Origin of the sequence: Erwinia sp. MYb375 (genome assembly GCF_037479175.1) — a bacterium.
Taxonomy (GTDB): Bacteria; Pseudomonadota; Gammaproteobacteria; order Enterobacterales; family Enterobacteriaceae; genus Erwinia; species Erwinia rhapontici.
The window spans coordinates 160,174-176,311 of sequence record NZ_JBBGZS010000023.1; the positions used below are offsets into that span (position 1 = coordinate 160,174).

At 38.9% G+C, this 16,138-nt stretch carries 16 protein-coding genes; all 16 read left to right on the forward strand.

Going from position 1 to position 16,138, the window contains the following annotated elements; translation table 11 throughout:
- Positions 1–732: 732 nt before the first annotated feature.
- The 16 genes from WH279_RS13725 to WH279_RS13800 all read left to right on the forward strand — a co-directional run bounded on the left by WH279_RS13725 (position 733) and on the right by WH279_RS13800 (position 16,120).
- A complete protein-coding gene (locus WH279_RS13725; protein WP_339457275.1) occupies positions 733–891 on the forward strand; it encodes a hypothetical protein in 159 nt (52 codons plus the stop codon).
- 174 nt (positions 892–1,065) lie between these two features.
- Positions 1,066–1,539 carry a hypothetical protein gene (locus WH279_RS13730; RefSeq protein ID WP_339457277.1) on the forward strand — a complete coding sequence of 158 codons (474 nt, stop codon included), beginning with the start codon at positions 1,066–1,068 and terminating at the stop codon, positions 1,537–1,539.
- Complete coding sequence (locus WH279_RS13735; RefSeq protein ID WP_339457279.1) at positions 1,536–3,635, forward strand: peptidase domain-containing ABC transporter; 2,100 nt, start codon at positions 1,536–1,538, stop codon at positions 3,633–3,635. The genes WH279_RS13730 and WH279_RS13735 overlap by 4 nt, the downstream gene beginning before the upstream one ends.
- 7 nt (positions 3,636–3,642) lie before the next feature.
- Positions 3,643–4,740, forward strand: a complete 1,098-nt coding sequence (locus tag WH279_RS13740) for a hypothetical protein (RefSeq protein WP_339457281.1) — start codon at positions 3,643–3,645, stop codon at positions 4,738–4,740.
- A gap of 67 nt (positions 4,741–4,807) precedes the next feature.
- Positions 4,808–5,656 carry a nucleotidyltransferase domain-containing protein gene (locus WH279_RS13745; RefSeq protein WP_339457283.1) on the forward strand — a complete coding sequence of 283 codons (849 nt, stop codon included), beginning with the start codon at positions 4,808–4,810 and terminating at the stop codon, positions 5,654–5,656.
- A 57-nt stretch (positions 5,657–5,713) separates the two neighbouring features.
- Positions 5,714–7,012 carry an alkaline phosphatase gene (locus tag WH279_RS13750; protein WP_339457285.1) on the forward strand — a complete coding sequence of 433 codons (1,299 nt, stop codon included), beginning with the start codon at positions 5,714–5,716 and terminating at the stop codon, positions 7,010–7,012.
- Between the two features lie 23 nt (positions 7,013–7,035).
- The gene (locus WH279_RS13755) at positions 7,036–7,641 is read left to right on the forward strand and encodes a 2OG-Fe(II) oxygenase (protein WP_339457287.1); all 606 of its coding nucleotides are present in this window, start codon (positions 7,036–7,038) and stop codon (positions 7,639–7,641) included.
- Complete coding sequence (locus WH279_RS13760; RefSeq protein ID WP_339457289.1) at positions 7,638–8,168, forward strand: GrpB family protein; 531 nt, start codon at positions 7,638–7,640, stop codon at positions 8,166–8,168. Before WH279_RS13755 ends, WH279_RS13760 begins: the two co-directional genes overlap by 4 nt.
- Positions 8,165–9,217, forward strand: coding sequence for an aminotransferase class I/II-fold pyridoxal phosphate-dependent enzyme (locus tag WH279_RS13765; protein ID WP_339457291.1), 1,053 nt, complete (start codon positions 8,165–8,167; stop codon positions 9,215–9,217). Before WH279_RS13760 ends, WH279_RS13765 begins: the two co-directional genes overlap by 4 nt.
- Positions 9,198–9,686 carry a hypothetical protein gene (locus tag WH279_RS13770; RefSeq protein WP_339457292.1) on the forward strand — a complete coding sequence of 163 codons (489 nt, stop codon included), beginning with the start codon at positions 9,198–9,200 and terminating at the stop codon, positions 9,684–9,686. The genes WH279_RS13765 and WH279_RS13770 overlap by 20 nt, the downstream gene beginning before the upstream one ends.
- Positions 9,687–9,735: 49 nt before the next feature.
- Positions 9,736–10,791: a tRNA pseudouridine(13) synthase TruD gene (gene truD, locus WH279_RS13775; RefSeq protein ID WP_339457294.1), complete on the forward strand. Its 1,056-nt coding sequence runs from the start codon at positions 9,736–9,738 to the stop codon at positions 10,789–10,791.
- Between the two features lie 50 nt (positions 10,792–10,841).
- A complete protein-coding gene (locus WH279_RS13780; protein WP_339457296.1) occupies positions 10,842–12,155 on the forward strand; it encodes a B12-binding domain-containing radical SAM protein in 1,314 nt (437 codons plus the stop codon).
- Between the two features lie 37 nt (positions 12,156–12,192).
- Complete coding sequence (locus WH279_RS13785) at positions 12,193–13,539, forward strand: hypothetical protein (protein WP_339457298.1); 1,347 nt, start codon at positions 12,193–12,195, stop codon at positions 13,537–13,539.
- Positions 13,536–14,180 (forward strand): 2OG-Fe(II) oxygenase, encoded by a 645-nt coding sequence (locus tag WH279_RS13790; protein WP_339457300.1) that lies wholly within the window; start codon positions 13,536–13,538, stop codon positions 14,178–14,180. The genes WH279_RS13785 and WH279_RS13790 overlap by 4 nt, the downstream gene beginning before the upstream one ends.
- 40 nt (positions 14,181–14,220) lie before the next feature.
- Positions 14,221–15,351 (forward strand): hypothetical protein, encoded by a 1,131-nt coding sequence (locus WH279_RS13795; protein ID WP_339457302.1) that lies wholly within the window; start codon positions 14,221–14,223, stop codon positions 15,349–15,351.
- The gene (locus tag WH279_RS13800) at positions 15,323–16,120 is read left to right on the forward strand and encodes a hypothetical protein (RefSeq protein ID WP_339457304.1); all 798 of its coding nucleotides are present in this window, start codon (positions 15,323–15,325) and stop codon (positions 16,118–16,120) included. The genes WH279_RS13795 and WH279_RS13800 overlap by 29 nt, the downstream gene beginning before the upstream one ends.
- Positions 16,121–16,138: the final 18 nt, after the last annotated feature.

Here is a 16,138-nt window from a genome sequence, read left to right on the forward strand (position 1 = left end):
TGAGGGAATTGTCTGCTCTTTATCTGACAGGTGAATGTATAAAAAAATCCGCCACGGGCGCTGAGATATCCCAGGAAAAGAGTGGCGCTTGATTGCGGCCAGCACAAAAATGATCCCCGGTTCGACCGAAACAAAAAAAATGAAAACCCTGCTCAGGGACGTTATGCCGTGGCTTTTTTTAAATCTACAGCGGGCAGGGATATTTAAAGGGTGTCGATAAAAATGGTTATGGAGCGGGAGGATAAAACGGATATACATCATTCGCTCCATTTATTTCCAGAAAATAAGAATCTCTAAAATAAAACATTTTATTTGGATGTTTTTAACATGATGAGAATAGTGTTACGTGCCTGATCAGTGTGAAGAAAAGGGGGGATGTGCTCTTGACTGAAGGGGAAGCATGATCAGCGAAATACCCGGTGTGACCGCAGCAGGAACAGACAGGGGGATAGTGAAGTTTGTCTGACTATTTTTTGGCATTTTATGACGCTGAAAGTCTTGTCGTATCTGTAGATTACTGATCAATATCTTCCTGTAAACGAACACTAAAACGTGACTTACATCACATTTTAGTGTTGATAAAATGTTTAAATTGTAACTATAAGGTGATCTAAGTCACTTTTTTTATCTGTAATGTAAATTTGTTGGTGATATTTAATTCCATGTTATCTATAAGTACATTGGCTGAACGAAAGCCAAATACATAAGATAAATTGTGTAAAGGAGAGAATAATGGAACGTGATATGACCCTTAAAGCGCTGACTGAAGAAGAAACGATGCTGCTGGTATCTGGTGGCTGCAAAGCCTGCACCGGTAATGGTGGTGGCGGTTTTGGCGCAGTGGCTTCCGTGGAAGATTTTGAGAGATTTCTAGCTTCCGGCCATGAGTAAATAACGCCTGACGTTGTGTTAGAACGGCGATAAAGAGTAATTAAACCAGGCCACCAGTCTTTCACTCGTGGCCTTATCTATATCAAAATTAATAAACTAACAGGCTTTGAGGCTGACACTCAAGGGCGGTAGCGTTGTTAAAGCTATACTTTTGTAAAACAGGAACGATCCACAATGTCTGTTTTTAGAAAAGAAGTCTTAGAAAGAAAGAAAAATAATATTAACGGCGTGATTTTGGATGATTCAGGGAAGAAACAAATGAAGGTTATGCTGGTTTTAATGGTGGTAATTTGCGTGCCATTGTTATTTTTGAGTCAGCATATAATCAGAAAGAACACTGTTGTGGGTAATATCGCGTTGAGCACGCCTATAGATGGAAATGAGGGGTGCTTTGACTTACAACAAAGTAGCGCGAGAAATATAAATATATCACCCGATGAATTCATTGTTGTTTATTTAAATGGAAATAAAGTTTTAACAGGTAAAGTCGTATCAGTAAAATCAAAAAAAGAAATATGCATAAAAATTAACAATAAATATATTGATAATCCGTCAAGCCTGCAAGGGAGAATGACAGCCTTCCTGTGGGAAGATGAGAAGCTTTGGTTGTTTTTATATAATAAATTCAAGGGAAGTACAGGGATATGAATATATTTAAAGTTAAAAATAACGGAGGAGTCAAGTTACAGCTGCAGGCCGAATCTGCGGAGTGCGGATTGGCTTGTATCGCTATGGTGCTGGGATATTATGGTCACGAGACTGACTTGCCAGCATTGAGAGACCGCTTTCCCGTGACCTCACGGGGTGTGAATCTCAAACAACTCATGAATATTTCATCAAAGCTGGACCTCGTGGCAAGGCCATTGAGGGTGGAGCTTGAGGATTTGCAAAAACTGCGAACACCCTGCATTTTGCACTGGAATTTGAATCATTTTGTTGTACTGAAAAAAATCAGCAGCAAGAGTGCTGTCATACTCGATCCTGCCAGAGGAGAGAAGACCCTGTCTCTGGACAAGGTTTCACATCACTTTACCGGTATTGCTTTGGAATTGTATCCCAGTGAAACATTCAAAAGTCGCTGTGAAAAATGTAAGACATCCTTTAGGGATTTATTAGGTAAGGAAACACCGGTAAAAAAAAGCTTACTCAATATTTTAGTATTATCCTTCGCGATACAGTTTTTTATCCTTTTGTCACCATTCTACAGCCAGATACTGATTGATGATGCCGTAGCGTTTAAAAACTATAATCTGCTGATGATTATCGCCATTTTCTTCATCTTCATACTGCTGCTAAATGTGAGTTTAACGGTTTTTCGCGGGCTAACGACAGTACGTTTTAGTAATCTGATTAGCGTGTATATAAGTACCAGACTCTTTCACCATTTAATGTCTCTGCCAGTCAGTTTTTTTAATAAAAGAAATCTGGGTGATATTATATCTAGGTTTGAATCATTAAAGGCAATAAAGAATTTTATTACTAATGGATTTGTTGAGGTTGTGGTTGATGGTGTGTTAACCATAGCGATACTGGGGTTTATGTTTTCTTATAGCAGCCAGTTGAGTTTTATTGTCATGGCTGTTGCACTACTTTATACCGTAATCAGACTTATCCTCTATAACTTTTACCGGAAAGCAACGGAAATAAATTTAAATACTACCGCCATTGAAAATAGCTATTTTATAGAAAGCATCAGAACCATACAAAGTATAAAAATGGCAGGCAATTATGGCATAAGGGAAAGCCAGTGGCTGAATAAGTTAATAGATAGTATTAATAGTGGTATGAAACTTAGTCATATAAATATTTATTCTATTGGTGCAAATCAGCTTATTTTTGGTTTGGAATCGATAATTGTCCTGTATATTGCTGCTTTACAAATAATGGATGGCTCGCTTTCAATCGGCATGATGTTTGCCTTTGTGGCATACAAAACGATGTTTATTACCCGCTATCGTGCATTTATTGAAAAGCTGATGGAGCTGAAACTGCTTTATCTCCATCTTGAGCGCGTGTCTGATATTATTCAGACCAGCAAAGAAAATTTATTGCCTGATAGTCAATACGGTGCCACAAACCAGATTTCATCCGGGATGGACATTCAACTCGATGGAATAAACTATGCATTCAGTCCGATAGAGCTACCTTTATTTGTTGATGTTAATTTGAAAATAAAAGAGCGGGTGATTACTGCCATCGTTGGACCATCAGGCTGCGGGAAGTCAACCTTACTTAAAATAATGATGGGGTTACTTACGCCTGACTCTGGAAGGATTATGCTGGGAGGGGTTGATATCAGAGCATATGGCCTGGAGAAATACAGAGAGAACATCTCTACAGTATTGCAGTCTGATGAGCTGTTTTCCGGATCAATAGGAGATAATATTAGTGGTTTCTCTGAAACAAAGGATTATGAATTAATTGAACAGTGCGCTAAATTAGCTTCTATACATTACGATATTAAGAAAATGCCAATGGGGTATGACACTATCGTCGGTGACATTGGCAGCCATTTATCAGGAGGGCAAAAACAAAGAACCTTGTTAGCCCGGGCATTATATAAAAAACCAAAAATTTTGTTCCTTGACGAAGCAACCTGCCAACTGGACTATGAAAATGAAGCTGTGGTACTGAAGGGTTTATTAAGTTTAAATATCACAATCATCATTATATCTCATCGGCAAGAAACAACGCAAATTGCCAACGAGGTTATCGATATGACCACGATTTTGAAAAAAATATAGGTAAAGAATGAAACTTCCTTATCCTGTTGACGTAAAAAATCTTAGAGCATTACCCGTTTTTTTTAGTTGTGTTCCTGTTGATCTGCTTGATAATGATAACAGACCAATACTTGAAGGGCGTTCGATATCTCATAAACCTGCTGAATCAGATTATTCTGTTTGCCACTATCAGGGGCGGCGAAAAAAACATACGTATCCGATGAATAAAGAGGCACTGAAAATAGCCTGGCGTCACTCTGATGAAATTATATCTACACTGAAAAAACTGCATTTCCATACCAGGATGATGAAAAATTTTCAGCCTGATGAGGTAACTAAAGCAGACAGGCTTTATGCTATAGCACTCAGTGGTTTCAAAAGTGCAAATTATCATCTTGCCGATAGTGTGCTGAAAGAAGTTGATTTCTCTTATCCACCGTATTTATCTGCATTGTCAAAAATTTGTCATGGACTCTGCCATCTCATTTATAGCTGCGATAAAAGAGTCATTAATTATTGTTACGAAAATAACAAAATAGATGAACTCTATAGATATATAGACGATAAAGAAATACTTATAGGTCAACAATCAAAAGAGGTCTGCGCAGGGCCCGCTGCGATGATAAAAAAAATACTCTCGATTATGATGGATGATAATCAAGTTGAGGAAAGCTTCAGTGATAGGACGCATGTGAAATATTATCATTATGCCAGCATCACATCACTTTTCGAGTTGCTGTCCTGCCATTATGAATTTTACAATCTGTGCCATTGCAGAAATCGGGGTAAGGCGATACAAAAAAAATATACTATCCCTTACAGCCATTATTTGTATGATGCCGAACGTTCGCATGTCGTTAAGGATATTCCGATATTGCGTGAGCTGGCAGACCGTGCCTGGTATGAGCAGGAAAATGCACAATGGGCTGTAGAGATTAGGATGGTTTTAAAAAAAATAGAACATGGGATTGAAAGCAGAAACTTTGACCAGCAAAAGACGATTGATAGTGATTGCCAGGAGTTATTTGGTAAGTTCAATTCAAGATTATATCAGCTCTTTAGTTTTGAAAAAGAAAGGGAAGTATTTTTACCGCGAGCTTCATATTTCTTTAATAATGATTTTTAATAATATAATTGTCCGCTACACGATTAGAGAGTAGCGAAAATGTAATAGAGAGTCATGGAATATCATAATGGACAGTGCTGAGATAGAACACCACCTGGAAAAATATTATCATCATGCAAGCTGTGTGCTCCTTGTGGGATCACGTGCAGAAGGCTATGCCACCGAAAATTCGGATGTTGATCTTATTGTGATTACAGATTCTCCTGAATACTATGGCGTAGAAAGTAAGTGCTATTCGATCAGCGCCAGCGCGGGTATTAAGTTTGAAATCCTGATAGTGACTCAGGAAGATATGAATTTAATGATTATAAAGTCATTCGAAAGTAATGATTTTTATTCCTTACAGAAAATTCTTTTTGGTGAAATAAAATTTGGTAAGTGCAGTTTCGATCGGAAAAAACTACAGACAGATTTTGATAAACGTTACTATTGTAAAAACACCGATCAGGCACTGAAAATGTATAGTGCCCTGGCAGGTTTAAAAAACAACTGCCATTTACAACAATATGCTTTTTCTTTAAAAAAATATTTAGAGAAAATGACAGAGATTTATCTCTTTTGTAGGGGGGACCGTTTTATCAAAACAAAATGGCTCATCTCCCGTCTGCTTCGTGTTGAAAAAAACAACAGTGAATTACTGCAAGAGTTCTTTATAGCGATCAATTATAAAATTGAGAACGAAAAAGACATGGAAGAATTAGAGAGCATAATAAACAACGTGGTGGCTTTAATGCAGTATAAGGCTTTGAGCAAGCATGCTGCGCAGACTGATTTTTTCAAACACCACTGTAATATCCGATTCTTTACTATGGAGCGAGATGGGGAAGTGATTGTCTTTACCGGCGGCTGCGCTTTTCGTATGGTAAAAGTTGAGGCAATTAAATTGATAGAGGATTTACTCATTGCAGATGCCTGAGCCGCACCTTGTGCAAAAGTGTATAAAAATTTCCACAATTAATATGGCGGGAAATAAATGAATAATATTAATTCTCTTAAGTTATTTTCAATAATTATTCTCGTTTTATTTCCTCCTCTGGTATCAGCACATAATTATATCTTTATGATAGGTGATGGCATGGGAACATCGTATCTCTCAGCATTGAGATATTACGAAAACGCTAAGAACCAAAACAATAAACCAACAATTTTTGACTCTATTGGGGTGGGGATGATTCGAACTCAGCCTCTCGGCTTGAATAAAATCACCGATAGTGCCGCAGGAGGAACAGCTTTAGCAACGGGGGAAAAAACAGAAAATGGTTATATCGGTATGTCACCTGAGGGTCATTCGTTCAAATCAGTGCTGAAAACAGCGAAGGAACAGGGTTTAAAAACAGGTGTTGTTGTGACGTCTTCAGTAACGGACGCGACGCCTGCCAGTTTTTTAACAACCAACAGAAGTCGCGACAACCAGGATGAAATCGCCTATTCATATATTCAACAAGCCGTCGATAAAAGGCCGTTGTACGATATTCTTTTAGGCGGCGGGCGTAAATATTTTGAAAAAAACAGCTTAATAAAAACAGATGTGAAAAAAAGTAGCAATGTCAAATATGTCACCGAGTTCTCGCGCTTAGTTCCCGAAGAACATCTTCCTGTAATAGGAGCCTTTGCTGAAGAGGGTTTACCTTTTGCCATCGATCACAGAGAGCCCAGCCTGATGATGATGACTCACTATGCGTTACAAAATCTCCAAAACAGTCAGGGGTTCTTCTTGCTGGTTGAATCGAGTCAGATAGATTGGTGTGGTCATAAGAATGATATTGTTTGCGCACTCAATGAAATGAATGATTTTGCAGAAACTACTGCGCTAGTGAAGCGTTTTGTCGATGATCATCCGGATACGTTGTTAGTGATTACCGCCGACCACTCGACGGGAGGGTTATCAGTAGGTAGTGCGAGAGGGAAATACTGGAATCCGGCAGTTATCGATAAAATGCATGCGTCTGTGGACATGCTCAGTAAAAGGTTGATGCAACGTGCTGATTTTAGAGAAACATGGAAGAAATACAGTGATGTACCGCTTAACGATCAACAACTATCGGAAATAAAGAAGTACAAAGAAAAAAATGATGAAGAGGGAATACGTCATTACCTCACGCATTTGATCAACTTAACGACAAATACGGGTTGGACAACACAAAGCCATACGGGTGAGGATATCCCCATTTTTGCCTATGGATATGGGGCTGAAAAATTTAAAGGGTTTTATGAAAATACCGAGGTAGGACGCAGGCTGAAAACTGAGATCATAAAAAACACTTCTCAATAACTATTTATCAATGGGACTGTTAAATGAATATACTGGATCTGGACGCTTTCGATAATTCTTCTTTTTCTGCGGAACCCTGGGATTGGGGAATACTGGAGAATTTACTCCCTCTTGATGCAGTAAAAAAAATATCGAATGAATTAAATTTATTGGAATTTGATACTGTTATTAGTCGAAGGAAAGAAAAGAACTATCAGATGGAATTAATAGACTTACAGAAAACGAAGGTGAACTGTGATGTACTCAATGCGGTAATTGAAGATCTAAGGTCAGACGAATATCTGTCAAGGTTTGAAATTTTCACTGATTGTCAGCTTCGCGGTCGTGATATTGAGTTAAATATATGGCGATATTCAGAATCTAACTACTTATCACCCCATGTTGATAAAAGATATAAATTTTTGACTCAATTGCTTTATTTGAACGAAATCTGGCATGCAGACTATGGTGGCAGTTTGAACATCCTGGGTAGCAGCGATGAACAGGATATCTATCAGCGAATATTACCCGCTTATCAGGTATCACCTGTCATAAAAAACAGCCAAAATGCCTGGCACAGTGTTTCTCCTGTTACCGATCATGCACCGGCACGCTATTGCCTGCAAATGATCTACAAGGAAGGGATATGACAACGCGAAAAATAATTATTGCTGATTATGATAGCAACTGGCCTACTAAGTTCGAAAATGAAAAGCAGTCGCTTCAAAAGTTATTAACTGATTGTTTTATCGATTGTTTTCATATTGGTAGCACCGCCGTTCCAGGCCTGGCAGCAAAACCTGTCATTGATATGCTGATGACCGTCTCATCTCTGGAACAAGTAGACCTGCATCAGGCTGTACTTGAGAGGTCAGGATATACCGTCAAAGGGGAAAATGGCATTCCGGGAAGACGATATTTTTTTAAAGGTAATGATGTCAGAGAGTTTCATATACATGCGTATGAAAAAGACCATCCTGATGTTGAGAGACATCTGGCCTTTCGGGATTATCTCAGGAGTCATCATGCCATAGCACGACAGTACGAAGCGATTAAGAAGAAAGCAGTGGTTGCTGCTAACCAGTCGCCGGATCTTTATGTAAAGTATAAAGATGCCTTTATTAAAGAACATGAAATCAAGGCGTTAAGTTTAATCGGAAAAAAGAGCGGAAAATGATTAAATATAATTTCGCGAAACGCTCAACTACGGTTAGCAAAGAATCTAAAAGAGGTTTTTTGAATCTGAAAAGCAATGAGAATTTGGTGAAAAATTTTTTCATTTCCGGGAAAACCAGGCATGACTACCAGATATCACCTGATGTTATTCATAAATACCCTGTCTATGATGAAGTGTTTTATAAAGTATCCGCTCATATAAAAACTAAAAATTTTATATTAACGGCCGGTGCCCATGATGCAATCAGGATGTTGCTTGTCAGCCTGAGTCGAGAAAATAAAGTATTACTGGCGGGGCCTAACTACACGGGTTACGAATTATATTTAGAACTATTTTCTATACCCTTTACTCTTATGATGCGCGCCCCAACTCAGCCCCATGTTCTCGGTGGGTTGTTATCGGGTGCCATACTAAATGATTGTAATGTTATAATTATAACTAATCCAGATCCTTTTTCGGGTGATTTTTTTGAGAATAATGAAATATCATCATTCGTACATGCTTGTAAGAATGTTAATATCAGCGTTATTCTTGATGAGGTTTATAGTGGGTTAGGGAAAAGCTCTCATGTTTCTTTAATTGATAGTTATGATAATCTCATTCTGATAAATAGTTTTTCAAAATCATATGGATTACCAGGCATCCGTGTGGGTTGGATAGCGGCGAATGAAAATCATCTAGAAAGGTTAAGGAATTATTTCCCAGAATCTAATCTATCAGGTTACAGCATAGATTATGTTTCACAATTATTAGACCAACCTTCAGTGATACAGGATTACAGAGAGATGGTGTGCTTAAATCGGCATACATTGTTAAAAAGTTTAGAGCTTGTCCCGGGCATCTCCCCATATAAAGAATCAGCAACCAATTTTTTACTGTTCAGATTATCTAAAAATATTTGTGCAGAAATTATGTGGGAAAAGATGAAAGAGAAAGGGATCTATATGGCATATCTGGGCAACATTCAAGGCTATGAAAATTTTTTCAGGGTCACAGTGTGTTTGCCTGAGGAACAGGACCTTTTACTTAATGAACTGTGCAACATTTAATGGAAGGAAAATTCTTATCATTGGCAGACCCTGCAGTGGTAAAACAACCTTAGCCAAAAAATTATCCAGGCTATGGGGTATTCCTTCGTATGATCTTGATGATATTAACTGGAGGAAGGGATGGGATAGAGTCAATGTTGAGGAGATGAATCAGCGTGTCCAGTGCATTTTATCCACTGATGAATGGATTATTTCTGGTGACTATCTTTCTGGGTTACCTCAAAGATTATCCCATGCGACTGATGTCATTATACTCAATGTGAATGGGTTTACTGCTACCTACCGATACTTTAAAAGAGTATTATTTCGTACCTTCGGTCAAGAACGTCATATTGCCTATGGCAGATGGTATCAGGAAATTAAAGTGACCTTTCTAATAAGAAAGATCATTTTGTATAAACGATACGCAAAAGAATTTGATCTGAATATGATCAACCTTTTTCCGGAAGTAAAAATCCATAATTATTAATATATATCAAAAATGCTGATTGTCTGGCAAAAATAGGAATGAGGTAAGGATGACATTTAAATTAAAGTCAATGCCGGAAGATTTTATTGTTAAGGAAAAACATGATCTTCTCGAGCATTCAGGTGATACTGATAACGCTTCAGATAATAATGTTTATTTTCTACTAAAAAAGAAAAATTATGAAACTTTTGAAGCAATTACGTTGATCGCAGATTATTTTGATATACACCAAAATAGAATAGGTTATGCCGGGCTGAAAGATTGTGACGGACTCACGGAACAGTATATCTCTGTTGACAGCACTGCACTGGCTGAGAGTCAGTATAAAAAAAACGATGTGATATTTGACATAGTCAGTATGGATAACAGGTTTGTCAGACTATACCCAACTGGCAAGAGAGGTGAAAGAATCACTGTCGCCTCGTTACAGGGGAATGAATTCAACATCGTAGTACGTAACGTGGATTATTCTGTCTATAGAAAAATTATCAGTCATGATCGGATGTCAATGGCGTTTGTCAATTATTATGATACTCAACGTTTTGGCATTCCCGGTGGAGATAAAATAACACATTTACTTGGTCATGCCATTGAGCATGAAGATTACACTCGTGCAGTGACATTAGTTAACAGAATCAAGGACACGCAAGATATTATTGACCGTCCTGTTACCAGCATTAATGACTTCTTCGCACGCATTGACCTGAGAAAGATAGCATTTTATCGTTCCTCTTATTCATCTTTTAAATGGAATGGTCAGCTGATTGAAAAGCTTGAAAATCATCTTAATAGCTCACAAAAGACCACAGAAGAAAATGAAGGTGTAAAATTCATTTTTCCTTTAGAAGTCAATGAATCCATTGAAGCACTGCTGAGTGATTTACAGTACAAATACAAACGGCACATCGTCATTGATAACAAAATCGTACCTGTTGATACAGATCGTCCGGCGATAATCAATACGTGCATAACCTTTGGCCATGCAGGTTTCGATGAGCTGAATGATGGCAAATATGCATTTAGTCTTTCTTTCTTCCTCCCATCCGGCTGTTATGCCACCATGCTGATAAAGCAATTAATTTCAAGATTGCAATGTAACCAGTAAGGGAAGGGTATCAAATCATAATGTTGAATTGTTAATGTCGAGGCCGTCGCATGAATGTGTTATTAATTATACCACCGTACATACCTTCATATTTTAATGCCGGGCATCATTTGCCAATATTTCAGGTGTCAGCTTATCTGAAAAAAAAATTACCCGAGCTCAAAGTCACAACACTCGATGCTGCAGTATTAAATGTAAATTGGAAAAACATCTGTGAATTGCTGATCAACAATGACTTCGATGTCATCATCGCGATGAATGATTTTGACGGGGTTGATACATTTTCCCGTTTTGTACACTATTGTAAAAAAATGACGCCACGCAGTAAACTGCTGACTTTTGGACGACTTAGTAAACAGAATCCTCAGGTTTTCAAACAGTTTGATTTTGATGCTATTCATTACTCTGGTGATTATGAATCAGGCATTCATGACTATCTTATCGAAATCATGGGGGGTGAACCAGCTAAAGGTTTTCTGATTAAAACTGCACAGGGCTATCATGATAGGGGTAATGGCAGAATGCTGGACTGTGAGGCGTGGGTATTCCCTGACGTTGACATTATCCCCTATACGCATTATGACAAGATGTATCTGGATGACTTTAATAAGTTTTGTGGCATTCCCAATAGACGGGAATTAGTCGTTCCCATTGCCAGAGGGTGCAGTATTGGTTGCCATTATTGTGACGTGCCCATTATGCAGGGAAAAAATGAACGTCGTGTATCTGTGTCAAGTGTCATTGATTACATCCAGGATTCTTTGTCAAAAGGGCAGTTTGAGTACGTCACGTTCTACGCGCCCACTTTTACTCTCAATAAAAAATGGGTTCTTGAACTTTGTGATAAAATGATAGAAAAGGAAATAACAATTCCGTGGAAATGCGTTACTACTCTATCTTTTCTAGACGAGAAATTAATCCGAAGAATGTCACAGGCTAAATGCATTAGAATAAGTTTAGGTGTCGAAACCATTGAAACTGCGGTTGCAGAAAGTAATCTGCCAAAAATGAAAACGATGGCATTGAGAAAGATTGAGGACGTTTCAGCTCTCTGTCGGGATCATCATATTGAATTGAACTGTTTCATCATGATGGGCTTACCCGGGGATAGTATTGATGGATTGAAACGCACTATTAAATATATACACGACAATAACGCACGTTATCGACCAACAATATTCACCAGTTATCACGAAATTACTGATGATATGACGGTTGAGGATATCTCACTTTACAACAGACAACTTTTCTCAACCCGGGACTATCCTGATGCTCAGGAAATGGAATATTACAGATTGTTCCACGGTTACGAATATAAAAAAGTCACTACTGTTGATGATAATATTCCTGTCAGTACCCGGTAATTAAATACGATACACATTTTTCTGGAGTTAAAATTCAGTGCACACATTATCAGTTTCCCCGGGCCAACTCACTGACGGTTCGTTAAAAATTGCAGGTTTTAAGCATGCGGTTACTTTAATTATGTCTGCCGCTGTCTGTTTTAAGAAAGATTGTTTTATCAAGAATGTCCCACAGGTCTTAGATACCTCAGTCCTTAATAGCATCATTAATCATCTTGGGGGGGATTCCCACTGCGAAGATGATACCTTGAGAATTAACTGTACTCATCTGCGTGACTGGATTATCCCGGTTGATATGGCTGAAAAAATTCATGGCGCGATTTATTTAATACCTGTTCTTCTGGGAAGATTTAAACAGGTATCATTTGCTTCATTCGGTGGCTGTGCAATCGGCGATAATGGTGCACGTCCTCTACAGCATATGCTGGATGTTTTGTCTCATTTTAGTGCCAGTTTCGATATTAATGATGAAAGAATGATCGGCAGTACCAACGGTTTTCAAGCCTGTACCATTGATATTATGGATTTTTCTGATTTTCCTGATGACCTTACCGGGCCATTAGTATCAGGAGCGACAAAAACGGCGATATTAGCTTCGCTTTCTGTCACTGAGGGGGTAACAAGGATCCTGAATCCTTATTTGAAACCCGATGTTACTGAGCTCCTGTCGTTTTTGCGCCTCAACGGTTTTCGGGTGTCCTGGAATAAAGAAGAAATCGTTATTTGTCCTCCCGACGTTCCCGTTGATATCGTTACCCGTGACAAGGTGACAGTAACGTTACTTTCAGATCTCTCCGAAGTGATCACTTACTTAACTCTTTCCATCTTATCGGGGAAAAAAATCAGGTTACATTGTGACAAAATTGACAATGTTATTTCAGGACTGCAGGCCGAGATCACCCTATTCAGACGTATCGGGATAAACATAATACATGAAAATAAAACGCTATATGCCGTGGCAAAACCGGAATTATCACCTTGCGACGTTGTCGTTAAAAGCACGAGTATTTACAGCGATCATCAGCCTTTCTTCGCCTTGATTCTCTGTTACGCCAGGGGTTTGTCCAATATTGAGGAACGCGTCTGGAAGCACCGATTTTCTTATGCTCATGAACTGAATAAAATGGGAACTGATATCGGAGTTTTTGACGGTAAAATATGTATTAATCCTGCGGTATTAAATTCTGAACCACAGTCGGTCTTCGCACAGGATCTCAGATCTGCCGCCGTGTTACTTATTGCTGCCATTGTCCGAAATGGAGAAACGATAATCACTGGGTGTGAGCATCTTGAGCGAGGCTACACACATTTGATCGAGAATTTATCCAGCCTCGGCGTTAATATTCACTATTTACAGAGTAACAAAAAGGAAATTGTCGCATGAATTTTTCTGGTTTTCAGCAGGGTGGCCCCTGGAGATGGTTTATGTCAGACAATTTCCTTGAAACGCAGTTTATACAACAATTATCAGATGATTTTCCGGAAAATCAGTTGGTTTTAACCGAGCGAAAAGTGGGTTCGGATAAAAACTACTTGTGTAAGCAGATCAAAATTTACACTGAGTTTGATCAGGCTTCATTGAATGCATTATATCTGGCTCCGTCCTGGAAGAGGCTTATTGAAATTGCCACCGCCGGGGAATATAAAAAAAGCGTAGAGAATTTAATTAAAATCGATCTGACTAATGCCCATATTGAAATCATTCTTAATCAATATTATGAAAACTGTTTTATGTCTGTCCACACGGACAGAAGACCAAAGTTAGCGACTCAGCTTATTTATCTGAGTGGCGAACTGAATCAGGGACTGGGCGGGGAGTTTATGATCCATGATGAAAATGGCTCGGTACTTCACGCTATAGAGCCAAAAGTGGGCAGGAGTGTTATTTTCAAACGGACGGAAGACTCTTATCATTCAGTTAATATGATGCACAAAAAGTACAAAAGAAATTCAATTCAAATTGTTTTCTGGGAATCTCAACCTTCAGCAACACCTGCAGGTAGAATAATCTATTCCGATAAGTAACATCTTAACCTGTTACTCGTTATATAGAGGATGTAATTTAATGAGCGAACGCTGTTTTTTTGAATTTGCGGGCGAGAAGTTTGCTGTTTATGCAGGAACTGGCGTTAACTTAAAGGCAGTTATGGTGTTTCTGACACCATCTTTCAAGATGATAGATACGCTAAGTGATGTTACCTGCACACTCACGTTGAATATAAATAAATTTGCAACAAGCTGGGTTGATGATGAGAAGCCCTGGCGCATGCCACCTGTTCTGAACGTTGACCTCGACGATAATGGTGGCGGGTTGAGGATCATAAACTATAGCGCTGAGGAAAAGACCATATATCGTGAACCTGAAAAAGATAGTGCAGGTGTACTTATTGAAATTAATGATGACAATAGAAAATGGAATGTCACTATTTCGCAGGAAGGGGAACTAAATAATAAAACCTTCGCCAGAACGATAAAACAGTTGGTCGGATACTGCGCAAACAAAAAAAATGCACAGGTGATTCACGCATCCTGTGCGGTGATTGATGATACCAGTTATGTTTTCTTTGGCCCGCGTGGTTCGGGTAAATCCAGCTTCCTCTTTCGCTGCTGCACTGATCTCAAGGCTGATTTCAAGTCCGACGATTTACTGGTCAGTTGGATTGAGGGTGAAAATATTAATCTTTCCGGCTGGCCGCGCCGTATGGGGATAACATTAAGTGCATTTGATGATCGTATTGCCACTGGTTTGAAAATAGACACACTTCGCCGCAAACAGCATCTGGTCGATAACTGGGTCAACAATATTGGCCAGCATTGCCCACCTGAATCAAGAAAGAGAATACTTTTCGATGTCGATGAGTTTATGCATTTTTTTAATGTGAATTATCGTGAGAGTACGGGTAAGTTAGTATTTATTATGCTTAATTACCTCGATAAGAAAGATGCCTTAGATATTTATCCTTTGAATTCCATCCACGATCGTCTTCTTTTCACTAATCCTAATCAGGAAAGACATTTCACTGATTATTTAAATATGTCTCCGTCACCCTTAGTCCCTGGGAGGAAGCACAGCTTTGAGAAATTAACGTCAAACAATAATCTTTTTAGTCTCCAGTATGGTTCAGATGTCTTTTCTGACTTCTATAATTCATGGCAGCGTATTGAAAATGAAATCAAAAAGTATGCCCCAGAGTAACAGGCTCATCGTACTGATCGTGGGGGCGCCAGGCTGTGGTAAAACAACGCTTTCCCATTTTATATCAACCATCCTCGATCATGCTGAAGCGCATAACTCTGATGTGGAGAGTATTGCCGCAATGATTGATGATTTCGTCTACTGCTACGGCAAAACCCACCCTGATGGTCTTCCGCAACTCGCGACTCACACACTGAATAAAACGGGAGTCATACTTCCGCATGGTGTTACTTTAGGATCCGGTAAAGTCGCGGAGACCAGTGATTTACCTGACTACCAAAATGAGTTAGGTGAAGTCGTCCGCGCTCTTACGCCGCGAGCTAATGCTTTTGCTTTTTCCCAAATATTGTCACAAAAAGCTAATGTTATCATCTCAGGGACGGGAATGTGTATGTATCGTTTTCTGCCTTTACTGGCCTTACAACCCGCCAGAAAGATAAAAGTCATTATTCCAGATAAACAGATGAGAGGATATTTCCCTAATACACTGGAGCATGCATTAAGCATAAGAACAGGTACAGGTGGCATGATAAGTCAAAGATTGCTCACTGCAGAAACGTTGATGGAACTCTATGCAGCACAGGATGATTTTTTGCGGGAGGGAGGGTATTGGAAGAAAGTTTCGGGTCTGCACACTTTCTCTTCTCTCGCCGATACAATTATTTCTCACTCTTCCGACATACCTCAGAAAGAATTATCGTCGATTCAGCAGCATATGAATCATATTCTGACTGAGAATCAACACTCGCTTCATTCTTTTTCCCATTGACAGAGGATAATATGCATC

What these genes read in the sequence shown, in the direction of transcription:
- WH279_RS13725 (WP_339457275.1), top strand. Translation starts at nt 733, where the DNA reads ATGGAACGTGATATGACCCTTAAAGCGCTGACTGAAGAAGAAACGATG.
- WH279_RS13730 (WP_339457277.1), top strand. Translation starts at nt 1,066, where the DNA reads ATGTCTGTTTTTAGAAAAGAAGTCTTAGAAAGAAAGAAAAATAATATT.
- WH279_RS13735 (WP_339457279.1), top strand. Translation starts at nt 1,536, where the DNA reads ATGAATATATTTAAAGTTAAAAATAACGGAGGAGTCAAGTTACAGCTG.
- WH279_RS13740 (WP_339457281.1), top strand. Translation starts at nt 3,643, where the DNA reads ATGAAACTTCCTTATCCTGTTGACGTAAAAAATCTTAGAGCATTACCC.
- WH279_RS13745 (WP_339457283.1), top strand. Translation starts at nt 4,808, where the DNA reads ATGGACAGTGCTGAGATAGAACACCACCTGGAAAAATATTATCATCAT.
- WH279_RS13750 (WP_339457285.1), top strand. Translation starts at nt 5,714, where the DNA reads ATGAATAATATTAATTCTCTTAAGTTATTTTCAATAATTATTCTCGTT.
- WH279_RS13755 (WP_339457287.1), top strand. Translation starts at nt 7,036, where the DNA reads ATGAATATACTGGATCTGGACGCTTTCGATAATTCTTCTTTTTCTGCG.
- WH279_RS13760 (WP_339457289.1), top strand. Translation starts at nt 7,638, where the DNA reads ATGACAACGCGAAAAATAATTATTGCTGATTATGATAGCAACTGGCCT.
- WH279_RS13765 (WP_339457291.1), top strand. Translation starts at nt 8,165, where the DNA reads ATGATTAAATATAATTTCGCGAAACGCTCAACTACGGTTAGCAAAGAA.
- WH279_RS13770 (WP_339457292.1), top strand. Translation starts at nt 9,198, where the DNA reads ATGAACTGTGCAACATTTAATGGAAGGAAAATTCTTATCATTGGCAGA.
- truD (WP_339457294.1), top strand. Translation starts at nt 9,736, where the DNA reads ATGACATTTAAATTAAAGTCAATGCCGGAAGATTTTATTGTTAAGGAA.
- WH279_RS13780 (WP_339457296.1), top strand. Translation starts at nt 10,842, where the DNA reads ATGAATGTGTTATTAATTATACCACCGTACATACCTTCATATTTTAAT.
- WH279_RS13790 (WP_339457300.1), top strand. Translation starts at nt 13,536, where the DNA reads ATGAATTTTTCTGGTTTTCAGCAGGGTGGCCCCTGGAGATGGTTTATG.
- WH279_RS13795 (WP_339457302.1), top strand. Translation starts at nt 14,221, where the DNA reads ATGAGCGAACGCTGTTTTTTTGAATTTGCGGGCGAGAAGTTTGCTGTT.
- WH279_RS13800 (WP_339457304.1), top strand. Translation starts at nt 15,323, where the DNA reads ATGAAATCAAAAAGTATGCCCCAGAGTAACAGGCTCATCGTACTGATC.